This window comes from Bacteroidales bacterium (assembly GCA_016709865.1).
GTDB lineage: Bacteria > Bacteroidota > Bacteroidia > Bacteroidales > VadinHA17 > LD21.
In genome coordinates, this window is the sequence record JADJLX010000001.1 from 26632 (window position 1) to 49252 (window position 22621).

24 protein-coding genes are annotated in these 22621 nt (G+C 39.3%); 23 read left to right on the forward strand and 1 reads right to left on the reverse strand.

The features are described 5' to 3' along the window. Positions 1–23 precede the first annotated feature (23 nt). From IPJ16_00160 to IPJ16_00210, 11 genes are all read left to right on the forward strand, one after another. Positions 24–842, forward strand: coding sequence for an ABC transporter permease/substrate-binding protein (locus IPJ16_00160; protein ID MBK7625611.1), 819 nt, complete (start codon positions 24–26; stop codon positions 840–842). Between the two features lie 78 nt (positions 843–920). Continuing rightward, positions 921–1592: a glycine/betaine ABC transporter substrate-binding protein gene (locus IPJ16_00165; protein MBK7625612.1), complete on the forward strand. Its 672-nt coding sequence runs from the start codon at positions 921–923 to the stop codon at positions 1590–1592. Positions 1593–1605: 13 nt separating this feature from the next. After that, positions 1606–2343, forward strand: a complete 738-nt coding sequence (locus tag IPJ16_00170) for an ATP-binding cassette domain-containing protein (protein ID MBK7625613.1) — start codon at positions 1606–1608, stop codon at positions 2341–2343. 53 nt (positions 2344–2396) lie between these two features. Then, entirely contained in the window at positions 2397–2975 is a 579-nt protein-coding gene (locus tag IPJ16_00175) for an NAD(P)H-dependent oxidoreductase (GenBank protein MBK7625614.1), read from the forward strand. Positions 2976–3049: 74 nt separating this feature from the next. Next, on the forward strand, positions 3050–3628 hold the full coding sequence (locus tag IPJ16_00180; GenBank protein ID MBK7625615.1) for a TetR/AcrR family transcriptional regulator: 579 nt from the start codon (positions 3050–3052) through the stop codon (positions 3626–3628). Positions 3629–3694: 66 nt separating this feature from the next. After that, positions 3695–4249 (forward strand): carboxymuconolactone decarboxylase family protein, encoded by a 555-nt coding sequence (locus IPJ16_00185; protein ID MBK7625616.1) that lies wholly within the window; start codon positions 3695–3697, stop codon positions 4247–4249. 52 nt (positions 4250–4301) lie between these two features. Beyond that, a complete protein-coding gene (locus tag IPJ16_00190; GenBank protein MBK7625617.1) occupies positions 4302–4901 on the forward strand; it encodes an AhpC/TSA family protein in 600 nt (199 codons plus the stop codon). Between the two features lie 76 nt (positions 4902–4977). Then, positions 4978–5349 (forward strand): DsrE family protein, encoded by a 372-nt coding sequence (locus tag IPJ16_00195; protein ID MBK7625618.1) that lies wholly within the window; start codon positions 4978–4980, stop codon positions 5347–5349. Between the two features lie 61 nt (positions 5350–5410). Further along, positions 5411–5857, forward strand: a complete 447-nt coding sequence (locus tag IPJ16_00200) for a DUF4395 domain-containing protein (GenBank protein MBK7625619.1) — start codon at positions 5411–5413, stop codon at positions 5855–5857. 43 nt (positions 5858–5900) lie between these two features. Continuing rightward, positions 5901–6482, forward strand: coding sequence for a TlpA family protein disulfide reductase (locus IPJ16_00205; protein MBK7625620.1), 582 nt, complete (start codon positions 5901–5903; stop codon positions 6480–6482). A 153-nt stretch (positions 6483–6635) separates the two neighbouring features. Continuing rightward, positions 6636–7769 (forward strand): redoxin domain-containing protein, encoded by a 1134-nt coding sequence (locus tag IPJ16_00210; GenBank protein ID MBK7625621.1) that lies wholly within the window; start codon positions 6636–6638, stop codon positions 7767–7769. Here IPJ16_00210 and IPJ16_00215 read toward each other — a convergent pair. Next, entirely contained in the window at positions 7766–8200 is a 435-nt protein-coding gene (locus IPJ16_00215) for a winged helix DNA-binding protein (GenBank protein ID MBK7625622.1), read from the reverse strand. The two genes, IPJ16_00210 and IPJ16_00215, sit on opposite strands and share 4 nt — an antisense overlap. Before the next feature lie 131 nt (positions 8201–8331). On the opposite strand from IPJ16_00215, the gene IPJ16_00220 reads away from it, so the two are divergent. The 12 genes from IPJ16_00220 (at position 8332) to IPJ16_00275 (ending at position 22590) form a co-directional block, all read left to right on the forward strand. After that, positions 8332–9810 (forward strand): reductive dehalogenase, encoded by a 1479-nt coding sequence (locus IPJ16_00220; protein ID MBK7625623.1) that lies wholly within the window; start codon positions 8332–8334, stop codon positions 9808–9810. A gap of 10 nt (positions 9811–9820) precedes the next feature. Next, a complete protein-coding gene (locus IPJ16_00225; protein MBK7625624.1) occupies positions 9821–10114 on the forward strand; it encodes a hypothetical protein in 294 nt (97 codons plus the stop codon). A 6-nt stretch (positions 10115–10120) separates the two neighbouring features. Further along, on the forward strand, positions 10121–11296 hold the full coding sequence (locus IPJ16_00230; GenBank protein ID MBK7625625.1) for an FMN-binding protein: 1176 nt from the start codon (positions 10121–10123) through the stop codon (positions 11294–11296). Continuing rightward, positions 11245–11469, forward strand: a complete 225-nt coding sequence (locus IPJ16_00235; protein ID MBK7625626.1) for a hypothetical protein — start codon at positions 11245–11247, stop codon at positions 11467–11469. Before IPJ16_00230 ends, IPJ16_00235 begins: the two co-directional genes overlap by 52 nt. Positions 11470–11540: 71 nt before the next feature. After that, positions 11541–13073 carry a GMC family oxidoreductase gene (locus IPJ16_00240; protein ID MBK7625627.1) on the forward strand — a complete coding sequence of 511 codons (1533 nt, stop codon included), beginning with the start codon at positions 11541–11543 and terminating at the stop codon, positions 13071–13073. 8 nt (positions 13074–13081) lie between these two features. After that, on the forward strand, positions 13082–13399 hold the full coding sequence (locus IPJ16_00245; GenBank protein MBK7625628.1) for a hypothetical protein: 318 nt from the start codon (positions 13082–13084) through the stop codon (positions 13397–13399). 78 nt (positions 13400–13477) lie between these two features. Continuing rightward, positions 13478–14119 carry a VOC family protein gene (locus IPJ16_00250; protein MBK7625629.1) on the forward strand — a complete coding sequence of 214 codons (642 nt, stop codon included), beginning with the start codon at positions 13478–13480 and terminating at the stop codon, positions 14117–14119. 16 nt (positions 14120–14135) lie between these two features. Next, entirely contained in the window at positions 14136–14954 is an 819-nt protein-coding gene (locus IPJ16_00255) for an SDR family oxidoreductase (GenBank protein MBK7625630.1), read from the forward strand. 8 nt (positions 14955–14962) lie between these two features. Next, a complete protein-coding gene (locus IPJ16_00260; GenBank protein ID MBK7625631.1) occupies positions 14963–17608 on the forward strand; it encodes a glucosidase in 2646 nt (881 codons plus the stop codon). 52 nt (positions 17609–17660) lie between these two features. Continuing rightward, positions 17661–19631 (forward strand): glycogen debranching enzyme family protein, encoded by a 1971-nt coding sequence (locus IPJ16_00265; protein ID MBK7625632.1) that lies wholly within the window; start codon positions 17661–17663, stop codon positions 19629–19631. Then, the gene (locus tag IPJ16_00270; protein ID MBK7625633.1) at positions 19628–20482 is read left to right on the forward strand and encodes an aquaporin; all 855 of its coding nucleotides are present in this window, start codon (positions 19628–19630) and stop codon (positions 20480–20482) included. Before IPJ16_00265 ends, IPJ16_00270 begins: the two co-directional genes overlap by 4 nt. A 92-nt stretch (positions 20483–20574) precedes the next feature. Next, positions 20575–22590, forward strand: a complete 2016-nt coding sequence (locus IPJ16_00275; protein ID MBK7625634.1) for a thioredoxin domain-containing protein — start codon at positions 20575–20577, stop codon at positions 22588–22590. The last annotated feature ends 31 nt before the right edge of the window (positions 22591–22621 follow it).

A 22621-nucleotide genomic window follows, 5' to 3' on the forward strand; every position in this document is an offset into this window, starting at 1 on the left:
CAATAAAAGCACAGATACTTATAATGGGTGCCGGATCAATACCTGATTTTATTGACACAGTTTTCCAGAGACGTGAATACCTCTATGAGTTACTTGTTCAGCATTTTGTATTATCACTGTCAGCAATAGTGATAATTGTGGTAATCGGTACAGGTACAGGCATTGCACTTCTGAGGTTCAAAAGCATAAGACAGATTGTACTTGGATTTGTGAACTTTATATACACGATCCCATCAATAGCAATGTTCGGTTTGTTTATTCCCCTTGTAGGTATAGGTTTTGTAAATGCCCTGGTAGTACTTGTAATATACGGACTACTGCCAATGATAAGAAACACCTATACAGGATTAAGTGAGGTGGATCCATTGTACATTGACGCAGCGAAAGGAATGGGGGCCACTCCTTCACAGATATTTTTCAGGGTAAGATGGCCGCTTGCGTTTCCTACAATCCTGAGCGGTTTTCGTACAATGGTTGTAATGACCATAGCGCTTGCAGGACTTGCATCATTCATTGGTGCCGGAGGTCTGGGGCAGGCAATCTATCGGGGTATTAATACAAATAATTCATCGCTTATACTTGCCGGTTCAATCTCAGTTGCATTACTGGCATTGGTAACAGATCTGATTATTGGATTCTTCGAAAAGAGAGTCAGGAGCAAAAAGTTACATTCCCGTCGGAATAAGTTATTTACAGCTTTTGCTGCAATGTTGTTTATTTTCATTCCCATCATGCTTTTTACATTTAACAGTAAGGGATTCAAACCGGTAAAGTCATCGGAGATTGTAATTGCATCGAAACCAACAGCGGAGCAGTATATACTCGGAGAAATTATTGCCTGATTAATTGAGGAAAAGACAACTATACCAGTAAAACGAAGCTTCGGCATCGGCGGAGGGACATCGAATATCCACCCTGCAATGTTATCGGGTGAGATTGATATTTATCCCGAATATACAGGAACTGCCTGGCTGTTCGTACTAAAGAAGCAGAAGATCAGTAATCCGGATACACTATTCAAAGCTTTATCGGATATTTATGATAAAGAATACCAGCTCACATGGGTAACAAGATTCGGATTCAACAATACATTTACCCTGGCTATTTCTGATACAGCAGCAATCAGTGAAGGGTTTAGAACCATCTCCGATCTCGCTCCAAAAAGTAACAAGTATAATTTTGGTGCTGAATTTGACTTTTTTGAAAGGAACGATGGATTCTCCGGTATATCGAGCCTTTACTCACTGAATTTTAAAAAAATAGTGGAACTCGATATAAATCTGAAATTCAATGCCATGGCAAACGGAACAGTAGATATCATAAACGCATTTTCCACTGATTCACGCATTAAACAGATGAATCTGCGAACACTAAAGGATGATAAAAAATATTTCACTGACTACCAGGCTGGTATTATCGTTCGCAATGAAACACTCAATCAATCCCCTGAGCTGAGAACCCTGCTGGCAAAACTGGGGAATACAATTGATGATAATACAATGCTCCTGCTTAACTACGAAGTGGAGATAAATAAGAAATCACCGGAGAAAGTCGCTGAAGAATTTTTAAAATCAACAGGCCTCATAAAGTAACATATTAAAAAAGATGGTTGAAACTGTAATTGAAATAACAGGAGTTTCAAAGACCTATGAGGGAAATAAACTGGCCGTTGATAATGTATCATTGTCAGTGGCAGAGGGAGAATTTCTAACAATAATTGGCCCCAGTGGATGTGGCAAGACTACTTTACTTCGGCTTGTCAATGGAATGACCGATTTTGAATCAGGATCGATAAAGGTACTGAACAGGGAAATGCACTTTTGGGATATTGTACAACTCAGGCGTAAGATAGGTTATGTGATCCAGGGGGCAGGACTATTTCCCCATCTCACTGTAAAACAGAACATGCAGTTTGTTTTGAATATCTCAGGGATGGCAGAAGATCTTCAGGAAGAAAGAGTGATTGAGCTTGCACAGATAATCGGGTTCAGTAAATCACAACTAAAGGAGTATCCGGACTCTCTGAGCGGTGGCCAGCAGCAACGTGTCGGAGTAGCCCGGGCGCTTGCAATGAAACCTCAGATATTGCTTATGGACGAGCCATTCGGAGCACTTGATAATATTACAAGGAGAAATCTGCAGGCAGAAATGAAACAGATTCATAATGACCTGAATGTTAATATTTTAATGGTTACTCATGACCTCAATGAGGCATTTTCACTAGGGAATGAAGTAGTTATTATGCACAATACGAAAATATTACAGACAGATAAACCTGAAAATATTTTGAAGGCTCCTGCCAGTGAATGGGTAAAGGAATTTGTCTCTGCTTTCAGAGCCTGACTTTAAAATATTGTAGAAAAAATATGTACAGCTAAAAACTAATATGATTAATTATGGGAATTTCAGTTAGCGTTATTTACGGATCGGTTCGAAGCGACCGCCAGGGGATCAAAGCGGCAAAATACCTTGAGAATAAACTTCTTGAAAGAGGTATAAAAGTTCTTTTCATAGATCCTCTTGAATACAAACTTCCTCTGCTTGATAAAATGTACAAGGAATATCCAAAGGGGTCTGCCCCGGAACCGATGGAAACAATTGCCGGGATTCTGAATGACTCAGACGGATTTCTGATTGTTACCGGAGAATATAATCACAGCATTCCTCCAGCATTGAAAAATATGCTTGACCATTTTCAAAGGGAGTATTATTTCAAACCATCAGCCATTGCCTCCTACTCAGCCGGTTCATTCGGAGGAGTGAGAGCAGCTGTACATCTAAGGGCTGTCGTGGGTGAACTTGGTATGCCTGCAATATCTTCTATGCTCCCTTTTCCGGTAATCGGTAACTTGTTTGACGAAAACCTTAAACCTCTTAATGACAGAATTGATTCATCCACCTCACGGTTTATTGATGAGTTTGTATGGTATATATATGCTTTTAAAAATCAAAGAACAGAGGGCATGCCCTATTAATTAAGGGCAATAACTGAAAATAATTTGGATATATCAAAGCAATTGCTTAGCTTTGTGACAAATATTAAAATACTATGTCCCGTAATAAATCATATAATACCGATGATGTTCTGGAAAAAGCAATGCATGTATTCTGGAATAATGGGTACGAGCAAACTTCAGTTCGTTTGCTGGAAAAAGAAATGGGCATAAATCAGTTTTCAATCTATTCAAGTTTTACAAGTAAGCATAATCTCTTTGTCGAATCTTTAAAAAAGTACAGGGAGTATGTAAATAAAAATGTTTATGGCGACTTGCTCAAACCCGGAGCCAGGATTAAGGATCTTGAACTTTTTCTGTATCGGTTCACAGATGATAAAAAATCAGCTAAAAAATATAAGGGTTGTCTTGTTGTTAACACAACCGGTGAGATCAATCCAATGGACGACGAAATTACCATTGAACTGATTAACTACTATATGTTTATTAAAGAGATGCTTAAAAAAGTGCTATCAAATTCGATAGAAGCGGGTGATATTTCAGCTGATACCGATATTGATAAATACTCAAATTTTCTACTTGGTGTTATGCAGGGATTATCTGTAGGCGCAAAAGTTCTACCCGATAATCAGATCCGTGATATCATCAAAGTATCATTATCAGTACTTAAATAATTTTTTTATCTTTAAACTAAGCAAATGCTTTGATATGTATTATCAATTAATTAAAATTCAATAAAAATGGAAATATTTAAATTACACACAATTGAAACAGCTCCCGGGGATTCAAAAGCAATTCTTGAGGATACTCTCAACCAAATGAAGTTCATTCCGAATCTTTATGCAACAATGGCAGGATCACCCCAGGTTTTAAAAGCTTATGTTGAAATGGCAAGACTATTCGGAGAGACATCATTTAATGCTGTTGAAAAAAACATTGTATGGCTTACAGTCAGTCGTTCCAACAGTTGCCACTACTGCACAGCCATTCATTCAATGGTTGCTAAAATGTATAATGTGCCCGATGAGATAGTTGAAGCAATACGTTCAGATAAACCTTTAAGCGACAATAAGCTCGAATCTTTAAGAAAGTTCACATCTGTGTTAGTCGAAAAAAGAGGCTGGGCTTCCGACCAGGAAATAAATAATTTTCTGGCTGCAGGATATATAAAAACCCAGATACTTGAACTCATAGTAGGTATTGCCCAGAAGACAATAAGTAACTACGTAAATCATATCGCAGACACTCCGCTAGATGAGCCTGTAAAATCATTTGAATGGCATGCTGAAAATTAAATTTGCACCACTTAATAGACCAAAAATAAGTAATCAATTAAATTATACTAAAATGAAAAAATTAACTCTTTTAACTTTGATCCTTATAATGATATGCCAGACCGGTTCATTTGCACAGATCGCTGATAAGGCAGAAGATATATCACCTCTTTTGATCGGCGAGAAAATTCCTGACATATCTCTTATTTCAACAGCTGGTAATCAGGAAACTCTTGCAGCTATAACAGGAGGAAAACCTTCGATTCTACTTTTTTACCGTGGCGGCTGGTGCCCTTTCTGCAATAAGCATTTAGCTGAAATTGAGACAATTCAGGACAAGATTCTGGAATTAGGATATCAACTGATTGCAATCAGCCCCGATGCTCCACCTAAACTCATTGCCTCTGGTGAGAAAAATAAACTTAAGTATGGTCTGTATTCAGATAGTAACGGAGCAGTGGCACAGGCAATGGGAATTGCTTTCAAAGCCTCGGAAAGATCCCTTGGCATGCTTTCCGAGTATTCTGCCGGCCAAAACACAGGATTTCTTCCGGTACCTTCCGTTTTTGTGATAAATCCTGATGGTGTAATTGCATTTGAGTATATAAACCCTGACTATAAAGTACGGATAAGCGCTAAACTACTTCTGGCAGTTCTTGAGAATTTAAAATAACTTTTTAAAAGCTAATGAAATGAAACAAAAAAATCTGATTATTCTGTTTACAGGAATTCTGTTTTCCTTGTCAGCAATGTCGAAAGCACAGACAGCTAATCCCGAACCCACACATGACAAACTGGTAGTGGTTTGGTCAAGTGATGATCCGATGGTAGCTGAAAGAGTTGCTCTAATGTACACTCATGCTGCAAAAACTGCCGGTTGGTTTAAAGAAGTAACACTTATTGTCTGGGGGCCGTCTGCAAAGCTTATTTCAACCGATCTCAAGCTTCAGGAAAAGTTAAAAGCCATGCAGAAAGACGGCGTTGTTATTGAAGCGTGTGTTGCCTGCGCAAATGCTTATGGTGTCGCTGAAGATCTTAAAAAGCTTGGCTATGATGTTAAGGGAATGGGAAAGCCACTTACAGACTATCTTAAATCTGGTGCAAAAGTTCTGACATTCTAAAATTCTCCTTGTCAGGATCCGGATGTCGCGACGACAAATTAATAAAGTAAAATGAAATAAGATGAAAACATATGCTTTATGCCCCATTTCTGACAAAAAAGTAAATGAACGGATATCTCGTGTAAATGCTATAATTACGGTATTGCTTTTGCTATCTTTTATAGTTACACATAACATTTTTGCAATTGTTTTTCTGGCTATTGATTTCTTTCTGAGAGCTTCCGGGTTTTCAAAATACAGTCTGATTGCAATAGCCTCACAGAACATTGTTAAGTGGCTAAATGTAAAAAATCATTTTATCAATGCAGGTCCCAAGATATTTGCTGCACGGATAGGATTGGTTCTGACCAGTCTTACAATACTGTCACTTTTATTGTCATTCAGTTCTTTATCATTTGTCATAGCCGGAATACTCGGATTGTTTTCCTTCCTCGAAGGTGTATTCGGATTCTGTGTTGCATGCCAGATTTATCCCGTTTTATACAGGGTACTATATACTGAATACTGAGAATCTGAAACCTTATAAATGAATCATTAAATATTTAAAAGTCATGAATTTAAAAAAAATATCTTTGGTCAGTGTAGCGGCACTATTCTCTTTTGCTTTATTCTACTCAGCAACAAACGCTCCCGGAAATGAATCGGATATAAAAAAGGAGTATTTATCCCTTAATACTGAAGTGTCTGTCGGACTCAATATTGGCAACCAGGCACCTGAGATTGAATATACAGCTCCTGATGGAAAAACGATTAAACTTTCATCACTGAAAGGGAAAATCGTTCTAATTGACTTCTGGGCATCATGGTGTCCTCCCTGCCGCCTGGAAAATCCTAACCTTGTAAAATCATCCGAGCATTTTAAGGATGCTTCATTTAAAAGTGGAAAAGGATTTACTGTTTATAGTGTATCGCTCGACCAGGATAAAAATGGCTGGATTGGCGCCATTAAATCCGATAAGCTATCCTGGGAAAACCATGTTAGCGATCTAAAAGGATGGAAATCAGAAGCTGCAAGCCTGTATGAAGTTGAAGCGATTCCATCAAACTACCTTATTGATGGTAATGGGATCATTTTAGCAAAGAATCTGCGTGGCTCTGCTTTGGATGCAAAACTCAGTAAACTGCTAAAATAACCATAACATGGTTCTTGTTGCCGGGTACTCGGTACTGGGTGCTTGGCAGAAAAATTAAGACTTCAGCATATCTAACTAAATATCAATTAAATGCATAACTTAAATCATCAAGGTTCAATAAAATTATTGTTCCTTTTTTTAATCACTGTCATTATGATCTTACCTATAAAGAGTCAAAACAAAACAGAAAATAGAATTTATAATATAAATGTTAAGGATGTGCTTGAAAGAGTTAGAACACATGATTTTAATCCTCTGAATGAAGATAATTCATTGACAATTGACCTCACATTGAATGTGGCCGGTATTGCCGATCTGAACAACGACGACTGGCAGGTTCGCTTACTGGCTGTCAGGGATCTGGTGCGTGCAGGCAATAAAAATGCTACGGAGCTAATAACCGGACTTACTGATAAGTCAGAACATGTCAGGCAGGTTTGTACCATGGCTCTTGGTATTCTGAGATCGAAGGATGCCATCAGCGGTCTGGAACAAATCGTTCGTCAGGATAAAAATACAATGGTTCGAAGCCAGGCTGTAATCGCACTCGGACAGATTGAGGCTGGGAGCTCACTTGCTTTACTACGTGAAACACTGAAAACCGATCCTTCACGCGATGTTCAGCATCAGTGTGAACTGGCTATTTATCAGATTGAAAAACAAATGGGAACAACCGACAAGCAGCTTTCAGCCTTTCTTACTCTGGATGAATCAACCTTTAATTCTATTCATCCCGGAAGTGCAGCGCCCGATTTCAAGTTAGATGATACAGATGGTAAAGAATGGAAATTAAGTCAGTTTCGTAATGAGAAGTGGGTTGTTCTTATATGGGTTTTTGCCGACTGGTGTCCCGTTTGTCATGGAGAATTTCAGGATCTGATGGAAATGCATGATGAGTTTGAAAAAGCAGAGGTACGGATTTTTACTGTTGAAACACACGATAGGTTTAGAGGAAGAGTTATGGTAGGGAAAGAACTTGATCCCTCCTACTGGTTTTCGAAAAAATCATTTCACGAAGCATATACTGAGAAAATATGGTGGCCTCACCTCCTCGACCGGGCAGGAGCAATCGGAGCAATGTACGGAGCTGATCCACTTGCCTTTGCAGTTCATGCTGAATATATAAACAGGCCGACTACTGTAATTATTGACAAAGAAGGCATCGTACGGTTTAATTACCAGGGAACATTCTGGGGCGACAGGCCAACAATAGAGCAAACTCTTAAAATGATTGAAACCGGAGATTTTTCATTTGAACACCAACAAAGATTAAAAGGCAAAAATTAATATTCCAGGTTTCGGGATATCTTCTTAAGCATAACGATACAGTTTTTTACTTCAACATCACTTAACCCGTTTGTTGCTTCTGCAAGAGTGTCACGGGCAAGAACTTCGATCTTTCTGTAGGTCTCATTGCCTTTCTCGGTAAGCTTTACAATCTTAAACCGCTTATCATCTTTATCCTCATACCTTTCAACAATTTCAGATTTTTCCAAATCAACAATCAGTCGTAAAACCTTCACTTTATCATATCCCAGAAATAATCCTATATCGGTCTGTGTTGCCTGATGCTGAAATTTAAGCATCGAAATTACACACCACTGTTCCGCATTAACTGAGATTCCACCTTTTTGTATCTTTTTAACCAGAAGAACCCCTAGTGATTTTGATATTCTTTGAGTAAGATTACCTAATGAAGTATCGAAGCTATATTTCATCTATCCCAGATATAATTGCAGAATCAAAAATAGAATATTTTTCTGTCGAAACATCTATAATATGTCAATGCATAATTATTAGTTTCATTTGTAACTAATATTGCTTAGTTTTGTTTCACAAAGCTTAAAAAATGGACGAAGGAAATAAGATATTTAACAGGCGTAAATTCATAAAAAAAGCAGGCATAGCCGGGGGTGCTCTGGCTCTTGCCGGTTCTGCAGGTGCAGGGCTTGCCTCTGGTAAGGATAAAGAAAGTTATACAGGCTGGGGAAGAACAGCTTACGGTAAGGATCAGTTTTTTAACCGCAAACCGTTTATTGTAAATAATCCTACCTATGAAAAGGTTGGAGAGGCTCGCAGGATAACCTATATTGAAGATCTGTTCAAAAGAAACGGAGAGCTTTCGAGATTGCTTTTTGCCAGAGAAGGCGAAATGCCATTGTGGACCTTTGAAGATGGCGTTGAAAAACTCCCTGAACCGCTTAGGACATACTATCTTGAACATCCGGAAGCTCTTGGGGAATTCAGAAAATCAATGCAAAAGTCTCGGGAACAGGAAGAAAACTGGAAGAAATACAAACATAAATATCTTCTTGCCGATGCATGGTCATCAGCTCATGCCAGTGCAATTCAGGGACAGGGAGCATTTCCTCCACAGCCACGGGGAGTACCGGAAGAATCTGATTTTCGTGGAGTAAATAAAGAGAACCTTCAATTAAAATCTTTTGCGCATGGTTCATCTCTGATAAAACAGATCACACATAGTTTCGGAGCCTCTCTTGTTGGAATAGCCAGGGTTAAAGAAGATTGGGTTTACCAGGGTTACCTCCGCGGTGTGGGCAAAGGTGATTTTGAGGTGCCCGGTCACTGGAAGTACGCAGTTGTAATTGCAGTTCCACATGAATGGGATTCAATGTATGCCAATCCAACTTATGGTACTTCTTATGATGCTTATTCAAAGTTAAGATTTATTGCAGGTAAGCTGGAGGTGTTTTTAAAAGAGATTGGCTATGCAGCTCGTTCTCATGTCCCGCCAACTTCATACGAGATAGCTATGCCGCCGCTTGCAATTGATGCCGGACTTGGTGAACAGGGACGTCATGGAGTGCTGATTACACCGGAGCTTGGAGCAAATACCAGGCTTGCAGCGGTAACAACAAATATGCCTCTTGAACCAGATAAACCAATCGATATAGGAATTAAAAAATTCTGTTCCAAGTGTAAGATCTGTGCCGAAGAGTGCCCAAGCGGTGCAATCAGTTTCACAGATAGTCCTGAAAATGTAATAAGGGGTTACAAACGCTGGAATATTGATGCGGATAAGTGCTTTACAATCTGGAACTCAGTTGCAGCAAGCCACGCCAGAGGATGCAGGGTTTGCCTGGCAGTCTGCCCATATTCACGCAAAAACAACTGGATACATAAAATAGTAAGGGAAGTTGATCCACGTGATCCTACCGGAATTTTTTCATCAGCAATGCTGGCAATGCAGAAAAAGTTTTTTACCTACCCGGGAGGACAGGAATACCTTCCCCCTCCAGATGGAGACAACCTTACCTTCGGTGAGGCACCTGACTGGCTTTTAACAGAAGAATGGTTTAATATTTAATTCTAAGAATATGTTTCCAAATGCACCAATACTTGGCCCTCTGTACTGGATAATTATGGGAGTTATTTATTCGGTAACTCTTGCTGGTTTTTATTACTGGACAAAGGATTCGAAAATTCATATGACCTGGTGGAAATGGTTATTCTCTGTTTTGTGGTTTATCGGTATTAATGTTGTTATCGCCGGAGGATTCACCCTCTTCGGAGAGAATGAAATGAGAGCCGGACTTTATTTTACCGGACTTTTTGGAATAATTTTTATTATTCTGGGAGTGGGTCTGTGGCGCCTGCTAAATACCCGGTAGATAATTATGAAAAAAGTTTATCGCGATTTTCTTTTTGTGTTGGGGATAGCTTTAGTTGTTCTTATGGCTTTGGTATACGGTAAAAATAGCTATGAAAAATCAAAAAAGCACCTGTTTGAAGAGATCTTCCCTGCTCCACAGTATTCTCTCGAACAGATAAACAGCAATAAATGGCTTCTCACATCTCCAGGTCTTCCTCCATCATGGTTTTTATATATTGGTGATGGGAAAGGTTATAATGGACCTGTATCAATACTAGCCCAAACCGATAAAGAGGGAAAAATAGTTCAACTCATCATAACAGTAAACCACGAAACTCCTTCCTACTTTCAGAAACTTGAAAAAAACAACTTTCTCAAAACCGCATCCCGGGTTGAGATAAGATCTTATCTGTCCGGAGAACCTGTTAATGCCGTTTCAGGAGCAACAATTACAAGCAGGGCAGTTATGGAGGGTATCAGGAACGCTTATTCCAAAGGCGAAAATATTACTTTATCTGAATCCAACCAGCCCTCTTTTGGAGCTCTCGAAATAATTATACTCTTCCTTCTTATTGTTGGAATATTAATGCAATGGATTAAAAACCGAAAAGCAAATCAGATCATTTTATGGGCATCACTTATTATCTCTCTGGTTTTTCTGGGATTCGTCTATAATCAACCTATTACTATTTCGAGAATGGTTGCAGCTTTAAATGGTTATCTGCCACAAGTGAAGCATGAATTTTACCTTTATATACTTCTTGGAGGAAGTATTCTCGCACTTATTTTTACGGGTAAGAATATTTATTGCCATTCGGTTTGTCCATTCGGCGCTGCACAGGAAATACTGGGTAAAACTGGCAGGTTAAAAATATTTCATCCGATCTATTACAGGAAGTTAAAGTACCTCCAATGGTCGATTGCTCTGGTAGCGGTTATTACAGCGCTCCTGCTAAATAATCCTTCTGTTGCGCAATACGAAGTTTTTGGCGCTCTTTTTCAGCTTACTGCCTCAAATATCCTGTTTATCGTTCTCATCATTGTAATACTGCTTTCTATGTTTATAAGGAGGCCATGGTGTAATTTTATGTGTCCTGTGAGCGGTTTTTTTGCCTACATAGCTCTTGTCAGAAAAACAATTTTGAAATTATGGAGACAATCAGAAAATCAGAAAAAAGAGACAGGAAATATACTTTTCTGATAATTATTGCATCGGGTTTTATTGTTCTTCAGCTAATACAGCAGGCAGTCAGTTCGAAAGAATTTACTGAATCTGCCGGCAGTCATATTGTGGCACCAAATCTTAATAGTCAGATAAATACAGACAGTTTATGGAAAGGGACAGAGTTTATGCCTGATAAATCTTCGAAATAAGGAGATATTTTTAATTATCAATGTCAGTTTTTCAAATTTCTCCGACTATCTGGTATTAATATATCCATAATATGCAACATTACGACTTCATTATTATTGGCACCGGCGCTGGTGGAGGCACAATAGCCCGCAAGCTTGCCCCAACAGGAAAGAAAATTCTGATTCTCGAACGCGGCGATTATATACCCCGGGAGAAAGAAAACTGGGATACCCGTGAGGTATTCCTTAATGCCCGTTACAAAGCGAAAGAAGTATGGAGTGACAAGAATGGCAATACATTTCATCCGGGAATTCATTATGCTGTGGGAGGCAACACTAAAGTTTATGGCGCTGCTCTGTTACGAATGCGTGAATCAGATTTTGGAGAGGTAGTGCATCATGGTGGTATTTCTCCTGCCTGGGATTTGAAATATGAAGATCTGGCTCCGTATTACCTTGAAGCTGAACAAATATATTCAGTTCACGGATTACGTGGCAGTGATCCGACAGAACCTGGTGAAACGGCTCCTTATAAACTGGCTCCAATAGCTCATGAACCGATTATTCAGGAACTTTACAATAAGCTGGAATCAGGTGGATTAAAGCCCTTTCCTCTTCCCATAGGATTCAGAAACGGAAATGATCAGAATGGTTCTCCGGCCATACTCGACCGATTCGATGGTTTTCCCGATCCGACAGAAAGCAAAGCCGATGCGCATGTGGTTGGTATAAATGAAGCCCTCAAATATCCAAATGTCACTCTTCAGACGAACAGTTATGTAGAGCGCCTTGTTACTGGCGAAGATGGCAAAGAAATTAAAAGTGTTGATGTAATTTATAATGGTGAACACTTAAGCTATTCTGCTGATATAGTGATTGTTTCAGCAGGTGCGATTAACAGCGCTGCTTTATTATTAAGGTCTGCAAACGACAAACATCCAAAGGGTCTTGCAAATGGATCTGATGTTGTCGGACGTCATTATATGGCACATAATAATTCTGCGATGGTGGCTCTGTCAACAAAACTAAATCCAACAAAATTCGGTAAAACCTTCGCTATAAATGATTTTTATTACGGAGATGATGAATTCAAATATCCGATGGGTCATATCCAGATGTTGGGTAAGTCTGATGCTATGATGTTTAAGGAAGATGCTCCATTCTTCACACCGGATTTTGTTCTTGAAATAATGGCTAATCATGCGCTTGATTTCTGGATGACATCCGAGGATCTGCCTCTTCCTGAAAACCGCATAACTCTCGATAAAAACGGCAACATTTCAATAAACTACACCGAAAATAATCTTGAAGGACACAGAAGGTTACAGAAAAAACTCCGGAGTATCCTTAATAATATTGACGGAGGGGTAAATATACTTCCAAAAAATATTTACCTGGGCAAGAAAATCCCTGTTGCCGGAACTGCTCATCAATGCGGGACCATAAGGTTTGGAAACGATCCTGAAAAATCTGCTCTTAATACATGGTGCAGAGCCCATGAGGTATTTAACCTTTATGTTGTTGACGGGAGCTTTTTTCCTTCAAGCTCGGCGGTTAACCCGGCTTTAACAATTATGGCAATGGCACTTCGGATAGGTGATCACCTGATAGAAAAATTGAAATAAGCTGATACATGATTATATATAATGGCATATTTCAATCAATAAGAAAAAGTCTGGCAATTATTGCTCTGCTTATTCTGATCCATGCAAATCAACTTGAAGGTCAAATCGCAAAAGAAGTTGCTTCAGTAACAATAACCGTTTCCAATATAGAACAATCGATTTCATTTTTCACTGATGTTCTTGATTTCAGAAAGATCTCAGAGGTAAATGAAATTCATGGAAATGAACTGAACACTTTATTTGGCATTGAGATGAAAGGATTAAAGATTAAAGAGGTAAAACTTGCAATGGGCAGCGAGAATATTGAGCTTATTCAATTTATCTAACCTGCAGGAAGAGCAGTTCCCTTCGATTCAAAAAGCAATGATCTCTGGTTTCAGCATATAGCCATTGTTACAAACAATATGGATAGTGCATATGCGAAATTGAGAAGACATAAAGTTGTATTTGTCTCTTCATCGCCACAAACTCTTCCCGACTATATTACCGCAGCTGCAGGCATTAAAGCATTTTATTTTCGCGATCCTGACGGACATAACCTTGAAGTTATTTATTATCCTGAGGGTAAAGGGAACCCGAAATGGCAGAAGTCAGAAAAGAGATTCTTTATTGGCATTGATCATACTGCAATAGGTATCTCAGATACCGAAAACAGCACCTCTTTTTATAGAGACATAATCGGTTTAGAGGTGGCGGGCAGCAGCGAAAACTTTGGTACTGAACAGGAGCATCTCAATCAGGTTTTCGGTGCACATCTGATTATAACAGGATTAAGGGCCCCAAGGGGTTTTGGTGTGGAATTTTTAAAGTACCTCGCTCCTCCCGGAGGCAGAATATATCCTTCTGATTCGGAGCCTTATGATCTCTGGCACTGGCATACAACAATCAGAGTATCAGGAATTCAAAAACTATATGACAAACTCACGAATCTGAATTATCCCATAGTCTCCAATGCCATCACAGATATCGGGAATCTTGTTACGGGAGGATATAAGGGATTCCTGGTCCGTGACCCGGATGGTCATGCAATACTCTTTACAGAATAATTAAAACAATAGAAATATGCGTCAAAATCCAAATCACCGTCTTCTGGGACAAACATGTATTGTAACAGGAGCAAACTCCGGAATAGGAAAAGAAGTTGCAATTGCAATGGGCAGAGATTGTGCCAATGTTGTTGTGAATTATGTAACAGATCCAACAGGAGCTGAAGAAGTTGCACATCAGATAGAACAGAACGATGCAGTCGCAAAAGCCATTGCTGTTAAAGCTGATGTAAGCAAAGAAGATCAGGTAATTGAAATGTTTAAAATTGCAAAACAGCATTTTGGAACTGTTGACATCCTTGTTAACAATGCCGGACTTCAGCGCGATGCTGCATTCACGGATATGACACTTGACCAGTGGCAGTTAGTTATAGATGTAAATCTTACAGCTCAGTTTCTATGCTCACGTGAAGCTGTACGTGAATTTCTGTCCCGCGGAAAAGTTGAATATTCAAGTGCAATTGGGAAGATCATATGCATGAGCTCTGTTCATCAGGTAATTCCATGGGCCGGACATGTAAACTATGCCGCATCAAAAGGCGGTGTTGAACTACTAATGAAATCGATGGCGCAGGAACTTGGACCTAAAGGTATCCGTATAAACAGTGTAGCGCCTGGTGCGATTCAGACGCCAATTAATCGCGATGCCTGGGAAACTCAGGAGGCATTGAATGATCTGTTGAAACTTATTCCTTATAAAAGAATAGGACAACCAGCTGATATTGGAGCTGTTGCAGTATGGCTTGCCACTGATGAGTCAGACTATATCCACGGTGCGACAATATTCGTCGATGGAGGAATGACACTTTACCCCGGTTTTACAACAAACGGATAATTGACCCTATGAAAAATAATACAACTGAGCAAATCAGATTAAACGAACATTATTCAGGCAGCCATAACTGGATGAAGTGGGGTCCTTACCTCAGTGAACGACAATGGGGAACAGTACGCGAAGATTACAGCCCCGACGGAAGTGCCTGGGACTATTTTCCGCACGATCATGCACGCAGCCGTACTTACCGGTGGGGCGAAGACGGACTGGCTGGAATAAGCGATGAATTCTGCAACCTCTGTTTTAGTGTTGGATTATGGAACGGTAATGATCCTATCATAAAGGAACGGATGTTCGGATTAACCGGATCGGAAGGTAATCACGGGGAAGATGTAAAAGAACTCTATTACTACCTCGACAGTACTCCAACTCATTCTTACATGAAGCATCTTTACAAGTATCCACAGAGAGCTTTCCCTTATGATGAATTGACAAAGAGAAACCGTGAAAGGTCCAAACTGGAGAATGAATATGAATTAACCGATACAGGGATATTCAGAGATAACCGCTACTTCGACGTTTTTACTGAGTACGCAAAGGCAGACGAGGAAGACATCCTGATTAAGATAACAATTCACAACCGGGCTGCTGAGCAAGCTTCTGTATCAGTGCTGCCAACACTTTGGCTGCGTAACCTCTGGAGTTTTGGACTAATTAAGGAACGTCCTTCAATAAGCAAAGGTAGAATTGCAAAAGGATCAGCTTATGTAAAAGTCAGACACGAATCGCTTGGCGACTATTATCTCTGGTTTGAAAAACCTGACAGGGTTCTGTTCACTGAAAATGAGACAAATACAGAACGGATATTTGGCCGGCCGAATCTTACTCCTTTTGTTAAGGATGCAATTAATGATGCTGTAATAAGTCAACAGTTCGATCTGTTCGAAAACAAAAACGAAGGCACAAAGGTCTCTCCTTTATATGAACTTATAATTGAAGGAGGTGGAAGCAGTGAAATAAGGCTTCGTCTTTCCAAAAATTTAGTTAAAGACAGCCCTTTAACACATGATTTTGAGGAAATATTCAATACCCGGATTTCAGAAGCTGACGAATTCTACAATGAGTTATGTGTAGAGGACAAAGAACTTAAAAACATTCAGCGTCAGGCTTTTGCAGGAATGTTATGGAGTAAGCAATATTATAATATAGATATTCCCCAGTGGCTTAATGGCGATCCCGGGCAGATAGTACCTCCTGCAGGCAGAAAAACCGGTCGCAACAGCAATTGGTTGACACTTAATAATGAAGATATAATCTCTATGCCCGATAAGTGGGAATATCCATGGTATGCGGCATGGGATCTTGCTTTTCACTGTGTTCCTCTGGCAATGGTTGACCCCGATTTTGCAAAAAATCAACTTATACTTTTCCTGAGAGAATGGTATATGCGTCCGAGCGGACAATTGCCTGCCTATGAATGGTCGTTCAGCGATGTAAATCCACCTGTTCATGCCTGGGCATCCCTTCAGGTTTACCGTCTTGAAAAAAAGACCGGAGGTAAAGGTGATATTGACTTCCTAAAGAAAGTCTTTCAAAAACTACTTATCAACTTCACATGGTGGGTCAACAGGAAGGACCATAAAGAAAATAATGTTTTTGAAGGAGGGTTTCTTGGTCTCGATAATATCGGGGTGTTCGACCGCAGTACTTTTATCCCCGGAGGGGGTCATCTTGAGCAGGCTGACGGTACCAGCTGGATGGCAATGTACAGTTTAAATATGCTTGATATGGCTCTGGAAATTGCCCAGGAAGATTCAACTTTTGAAGATGTTGCTACAAAGTTCTTTGAGCATTTTGTCTACATCGCCGAGTCACTTAACCGGATGGGTGAAGACTGGACCGGAGCATGGGACGAGAAAGAGGGATTCTTTTACGACATACTTGCCAATCCTGATGGGTCGTACATCCCGCTCAAAGTTCGTTCACTGGTAGGTTTAACATCATTCTTTGCAACACTGATTCTTGATAAAGAGAGACTGAAAAATGTTCCTGACTTTGTAAAAAGGTTAGAGTGGTTTCGAAATTACAGGCTTCATAACCAGTTCTATATCGTTATTGAAGAGATGAAGGACAACGAAGATATTATCCTTTCACTTACGCCACGAAAGAGACTTCAGAGACTCCTGAAAGCATTGCTCAATGAAGACGAGTTTCTATCTCCCGGAGGGATAAGAAGCGTTTCTAAAATTCATGAAAAGCCTTATAGTGTAAAAATTAATGGTGATGAATATGGATTAAAGTATGAACCGGGCGAAAGCACAAACTCCCTCTTTGGAGGAAACTCCAACTGGAGGGGACCCGTTTGGATGCCAATGAACTATATGTTGGTGCAGTCACTTCGAACTTTGTTTCAATATTATGGAAAGAGTCTTTCAGCAGCGTGTCCTGCCGGCTGTGAAGAACTCAGTAATCTTGATCAGATTGCAGATGACATTTCCAACGGTATCATATCCCTTTTTAAACCTGATGAGAACGGTAAAAGGCCGGTACACGGAGATAATCTGTTATATCAGAATGATCCTCATTTCAAAGATCTTATACTGTTCTATGAGTATTTCCAAGGAGATAACGGAAGAGGAATAGGCGCTTCACACCAAACCGGATGGACCGGACTGGTTGCCGAATTAATCGATAAACTTTATAAAAAACATTAGCAATTCACGTTTTCAACAAGGAAACTCCTACTACTTAATTATTACCTGAAATATGTTAAAATTAGATTCATACAATTCAAAAGAGACCTTAAACAAGGAGTGGATCGTTACAAACGGTATAGGTGGATATTCTTCATCCACAATTTCCGGTGCAAACACCCGACGTTATCACGGCTTACTTGTAGCCACGCATAATCCGCCTGTACAGAGAGAAATACTTGTATCAAAAACTGATGAAAGTATTATCCTTCCCGGAGGCAACAGAATCGATCTTGGCACAGGATTATATCCATGCACTGTTTTTCCAAAAGGATTCGAGAATATTGAAAGTTTTGAACGTACTCCTATCCCCAGAGTTGTGTTCTCAGTCCGCAAATTCTCAGTTTGCAAATCCATCTTCATGGTAAATGGATCAAATACAACTGTAATTGAATATGAGAACACAGGAAAAACTTCAGCTGAATTATCCATAACACCCTCATTTGTTCATCGCGATTACCATAACCTGTTTAAAGAAGATGCTGGTTATGATTATTATTATGAGTTGGAAAAAAACAAACTGAAAATTCATTCGCATTATGGTTCAATACCATTATTTGTAAGTTTTTCTAAAGGTAAATTCGCTGAAGAACGCAACTGGATCAGGAACAACGAATATATTCAGGATCTTAAGCGTGGGCAGGAGTCTCTTGAAGATGTTTACAGCATCGGGAATATTATCTTTACCCTAGAACCGGACGAAAAAGCATATCTGGTGTTTTCCACCGAACAGGAAATGTCTGTAGCTGATCCTGTAAAACTTAAAGAAAATGAGATTCAGAGAATTTCTTCACTTATCCCCGGTGACACAGAAGATAGTTTTCTTGCTGACCTTTGCGTTACAGCAGATCAGTTTCTTGTAAAACGCAAATCAACAGAAAGATACACTGTCATTGCAGGTTATCATTGGTTCACCGACTGGGGAAGGGACACTATGATAGCCTTACAGGGACTGGGTATTGAAACCGGGAAAAAAGATATAAGCAGATCAGTTCTCGAAACCTTTTTCAGCACAATAAGCATGGGAATGCTTCCAAACAGGTTTTCGGATAATCAATATGATTATCCGGAGTATAACACTATTGATGCCACTCTATGGCTGTTTGATACAGTATATAGATATTACAAAAAATTCGGTGATAAAGAATTTATAAGGGAAAATCTCCATCATCTTGAGGGGATAATACTATCTCATATTAATGGCACCAGATATAACATACATTTGACTGAGGAGGGATTTATTTACGGAGGAGAAGGCCTTTCTCAACTTACCTGGATGGACGCCCGTATCGGCGATTATGTTGTAACTCCCCGTCATGGCTGTCCGGTTGAAATTCAGGCATTATGGTTTAATGCCCTGAATATTTATCTTTACTTCAGCTCGCAACTAAAAATCGGTTCCTCTCTTTTTAATGAGAAGGTGAAGGAGCTGTCAAAAAAGATCAAAACCAACTTCCCTGTTTATTTCTTTAATGAGTATGGCTATCTTCACGATGTAATTATACCTGGGATAAGTGCTGATCCCTGCATCCGTCCGAACCAGATTTATGCGCTCAGTCTACCTTTCCCACTTATAGACAAGAAAAAAGGAAAAAGTATTCTTGCAACAATCGAGAAGAGTCTATACACTCCGTTCGGGTTACGTACACTTTCTTCAGAACATATTGATTTCAGGCCTGTGTACGAAGGCAATCAGTGGAAACGCGACACAGCCTATCACCAGGGTACAGTATGGCCCTTCCTGTTGTCAGATTATTTCGAGGCCTGTATATATGTTCATGGCAATACGCCGGAAGTCTCAAAGAAAATTAAGGAGTCTGTTGATGTCTTGCGATCTCATTTCTATGAATCGGGGTGCATAAATGGTGTTTCAGAAATATTTGACGGTATAAAACCAGTTGAAGGTAAGGGTGCGGCTAACCAGGCATGGTCGGTAAGTGCATTGATAAGGATCTTATCATTACAAAAAAACAGAAATAAATGATTCAATCTCAACTAATACCGGCATTTCGCAAAAACTGGAGTACTTACCTTATCGAGGCCTGGGCGTTAGGAATGTTTATGGTATCAGCCTGCTTCTTTGTAATTATTATTGAACACCCCGACATGCCTGTAAGGAACATGATTCAAGATGCTTTTGTCAGAAGAATGATGACAGGGCTTGCAATGGGAATTACTGCTATATTACTAATCTATTCGAAATGGGGGATACGATCAGGCGCTCACATGAATCCTGCAGTAACAATTACTTTTCTTATTCTCAACAGGATACGCAGGGAAGATGCTTTCTGGTATATAGCGTTTCAATTTGCAGGTGGTTTTTTTGGGATTGCAATATTTAAACTTTTTCTATTCAACTATATTTCATTTCCTACAGTAAATTATGTTGTTACAATCCCCGGCCAACAGGGGGAACTGGTTGCACTTGGAATAGAGTTTCTTCTTTCAGCTATACTTATTACTGTTGTTCTTATAAGCAGCAACTATACGAAAATAGCACCATACACGGGCTTCATTGTTGGAATACTGCTTTTACTTTATATAACTTTTACAGCACCAATGTCGGGCATGAGCATAAATCCTGCACGCACATTTGCTTCCGCTGTCAACTCCGGTGAATGGTACGGCTGGTGGCTCTATTTTCTCGGGCCGGTTTCCGGGATGCTAAGCGGTGGCTATTTTTACCGTTCATGGTATCGCAGAAAAAATCAGGGAGATTGCACAACAATGAGCATGCATCTTTCAGGATATAAGAACAATTGTCAGACCTATGATGTATTTGGTCCGAAAAAACTTCTTCTTAATAATTCAGGCAGGGAGAAACAGAAATCATGACAAAAAAAACGTTTTTACTAATTGCAACTTTAATCACTCTGAGTTCTGCTTGCGGACAAACCCGGACAGATAATTCAGGTAAACAGAAAGATATGCACAAATACACAAATGAGCTCATCAACGAAAGCAGCCCTTATTTACTGCAACATGCTCATAATCCGGTTAACTGGTATCCCTGGGGCGAAAAAGCACTGAATAAGGCAAAGGATGAAAATAAATTGCTCCTAATCAGCATAGGATACTCTGCCTGTCACTGGTGCCATGTTATGGAACATGAATCCTATGAAGACACTACTGTAGCAAGAATAATGAATGAGCATTACGTATGCATCAAAGTGGACAGGGAGGAAAGACCGGATATTGATCAGATATATATGGATGCCGCATATCTGACAACCGGCAGTGGTGGATGGCCTCTTAATGTTCTGGCTTTGCCGGATGGAAGACCCTTTTTCGCCGGCACATATTTCACTAAGAATAACCTTATAAAAATTCTTGATTATTTCATTGATATTCAGAAAAAAGATCCGTCCTCCCTGATTGAACAGGCTGAAAAAATTACAAATGGGATTAAGCTATCTGAGAACATTGAACTAAAGAATGATAAAGTCATTCTGACAAAAAATGATCTTGACAACATTTTTAACAAGTTTAAAGTAAATATTGATTTCAGTAAAGGTGGTATAAATGGGGCGCCTAAGTTTCCAATGCCTTCTGTTTGGGAATATCTTCTGCATTACTATTCCCTGAATAATAATCCTGATGCTTTAAAGGCAGTTACATCAACTTTGGATAATGCGGCTGCAGGAGGTATCTACGACCAGATTGGTGGTGGTTTTTCACGTTATTCGACAGATGAGAAATGGCATGTACCGCATTTTGAAAAGATGTTATATGATAATGCACAACTCGTCAGTCTCTTTTCGCATGCATGGCAGGTGACCAAAAATCCGGCTTATAAAAGGATAGTTAATGAAACCCTTGAATTTGTTGAGAATGAACTGACTTCTCCGGAAGGAGGATTTTATTCATCACTTGATGCCGATAGCGAAGGAGAGGAAGGGAAATTCTATACATGGACTAAAGAAGAAGTTGAATCTGTTCTTGGAAAAGATGCACCACTATTCATTGATTATTTTAACATTACAAACACAGGAAACTGGGCAAAAGATAAAAATATTCCATTCAGAAAATCTACCAGTGATGACCTCTTAAAAAAATATGAAATCAGTCAGCATGATCTTCAAATTAAGATAGACAATAGCAGGGAAATTTTATTGAAAGTCCGCAACAAAAGGGTTAAACCCGGACTTGATGATAAAATTCTTACATCATGGAATGCACTTATGCTGAAAGGATATATTGACGCGTACAGAGCATTTGGAGAAGAAAAGTATCTGAAAGCAGCTCTTATAAATGCTGATTTCCTGACCAATAAAGCAATAGGTAATAATAGAGAGATCACCCGTAATTACAAAAACGGGAAAACTACAGTACCGGGTTTACTCGATGATTATTCTTTTACGATTTCTGCATTTATTGATCTGTACCAGGCGACCTTCGATGAAAAATGGCTGTACCAGGCAAATGAACTAACAGATTATACGATACGGCATTTCTTCGATACTTCATCAGGCATGTTTTACTATACCCCTGATAATCATTCAGAGCTGATAGCTAGAAAAATGGAGATATCGGATAATGTAATTCCCTCATCGAATTCGGAAATGGCTAACAATCTATTTTTACTTGGGAATTATTTTAATAATGAAAAATTCATCCGAAAAGCACAACAAATGCTTCAAAATGTGCAAAATAATTTACTGCAGAATATCTTCTCCTATTCCAATTGGGGACTATTGGAAATACATTTTATAAAACCATTATATGAAGTTGCAATTGTTGGATCAGACTGGGATGCTATAAAAAAAACCTTTGACAAAAATTATCTTCCGGATGCCATATACCTCGGAGGAAAGAACGAAGGAACTTTGGAACTACTTGAAAATAAGCTGGTGCCGGATCAGACAACTATTTATGTCTGTGTGAATAAAGCATGTAAAATCCCTGTCACTGAAGCAGAGCTGGCTTTGAAGCAGATGAAATAAGCAATATGAAATTATTAAATAAATTTATAAT

What these genes read in the sequence shown, in the direction of transcription:
- IPJ16_00160 (MBK7625611.1), top strand. Translation starts at nt 24, where the DNA reads ATGGGTGCCGGATCAATACCTGATTTTATTGACACAGTTTTCCAGAGA.
- IPJ16_00165 (MBK7625612.1), top strand. Translation starts at nt 921, where the DNA reads ATGTTATCGGGTGAGATTGATATTTATCCCGAATATACAGGAACTGCC.
- IPJ16_00170 (MBK7625613.1), top strand. Translation starts at nt 1,606, where the DNA reads ATGGTTGAAACTGTAATTGAAATAACAGGAGTTTCAAAGACCTATGAG.
- IPJ16_00175 (MBK7625614.1), top strand. Translation starts at nt 2,397, where the DNA reads ATGGGAATTTCAGTTAGCGTTATTTACGGATCGGTTCGAAGCGACCGC.
- IPJ16_00180 (MBK7625615.1), top strand. Translation starts at nt 3,050, where the DNA reads ATGTCCCGTAATAAATCATATAATACCGATGATGTTCTGGAAAAAGCA.
- IPJ16_00185 (MBK7625616.1), top strand. Translation starts at nt 3,695, where the DNA reads ATGGAAATATTTAAATTACACACAATTGAAACAGCTCCCGGGGATTCA.
- IPJ16_00190 (MBK7625617.1), top strand. Translation starts at nt 4,302, where the DNA reads ATGAAAAAATTAACTCTTTTAACTTTGATCCTTATAATGATATGCCAG.
- IPJ16_00195 (MBK7625618.1), top strand. Translation starts at nt 4,978, where the DNA reads ATGTCGAAAGCACAGACAGCTAATCCCGAACCCACACATGACAAACTG.
- IPJ16_00200 (MBK7625619.1), top strand. Translation starts at nt 5,411, where the DNA reads ATGAAAACATATGCTTTATGCCCCATTTCTGACAAAAAAGTAAATGAA.
- IPJ16_00205 (MBK7625620.1), top strand. Translation starts at nt 5,901, where the DNA reads ATGAATTTAAAAAAAATATCTTTGGTCAGTGTAGCGGCACTATTCTCT.
- IPJ16_00210 (MBK7625621.1), top strand. Translation starts at nt 6,636, where the DNA reads ATGATCTTACCTATAAAGAGTCAAAACAAAACAGAAAATAGAATTTAT.
- IPJ16_00215 (MBK7625622.1), bottom strand. Translation starts at nt 8,200, where the DNA reads ATGAAATATAGCTTCGATACTTCATTAGGTAATCTTACTCAAAGAATA.
- IPJ16_00220 (MBK7625623.1), top strand. Translation starts at nt 8,332, where the DNA reads ATGGACGAAGGAAATAAGATATTTAACAGGCGTAAATTCATAAAAAAA.
- IPJ16_00225 (MBK7625624.1), top strand. Translation starts at nt 9,821, where the DNA reads ATGTTTCCAAATGCACCAATACTTGGCCCTCTGTACTGGATAATTATG.
- IPJ16_00230 (MBK7625625.1), top strand. Translation starts at nt 10,121, where the DNA reads ATGAAAAAAGTTTATCGCGATTTTCTTTTTGTGTTGGGGATAGCTTTA.
- IPJ16_00235 (MBK7625626.1), top strand. Translation starts at nt 11,245, where the DNA reads ATGGAGACAATCAGAAAATCAGAAAAAAGAGACAGGAAATATACTTTT.
- IPJ16_00240 (MBK7625627.1), top strand. Translation starts at nt 11,541, where the DNA reads ATGCAACATTACGACTTCATTATTATTGGCACCGGCGCTGGTGGAGGC.
- IPJ16_00245 (MBK7625628.1), top strand. Translation starts at nt 13,082, where the DNA reads ATGATTATATATAATGGCATATTTCAATCAATAAGAAAAAGTCTGGCA.
- IPJ16_00250 (MBK7625629.1), top strand. Translation starts at nt 13,478, where the DNA reads ATGGATAGTGCATATGCGAAATTGAGAAGACATAAAGTTGTATTTGTC.
- IPJ16_00255 (MBK7625630.1), top strand. Translation starts at nt 14,136, where the DNA reads ATGCGTCAAAATCCAAATCACCGTCTTCTGGGACAAACATGTATTGTA.
- IPJ16_00260 (MBK7625631.1), top strand. Translation starts at nt 14,963, where the DNA reads ATGAAAAATAATACAACTGAGCAAATCAGATTAAACGAACATTATTCA.
- IPJ16_00265 (MBK7625632.1), top strand. Translation starts at nt 17,661, where the DNA reads ATGTTAAAATTAGATTCATACAATTCAAAAGAGACCTTAAACAAGGAG.
- IPJ16_00270 (MBK7625633.1), top strand. Translation starts at nt 19,628, where the DNA reads ATGATTCAATCTCAACTAATACCGGCATTTCGCAAAAACTGGAGTACT.
- IPJ16_00275 (MBK7625634.1), top strand. Translation starts at nt 20,575, where the DNA reads ATGCACAAATACACAAATGAGCTCATCAACGAAAGCAGCCCTTATTTA.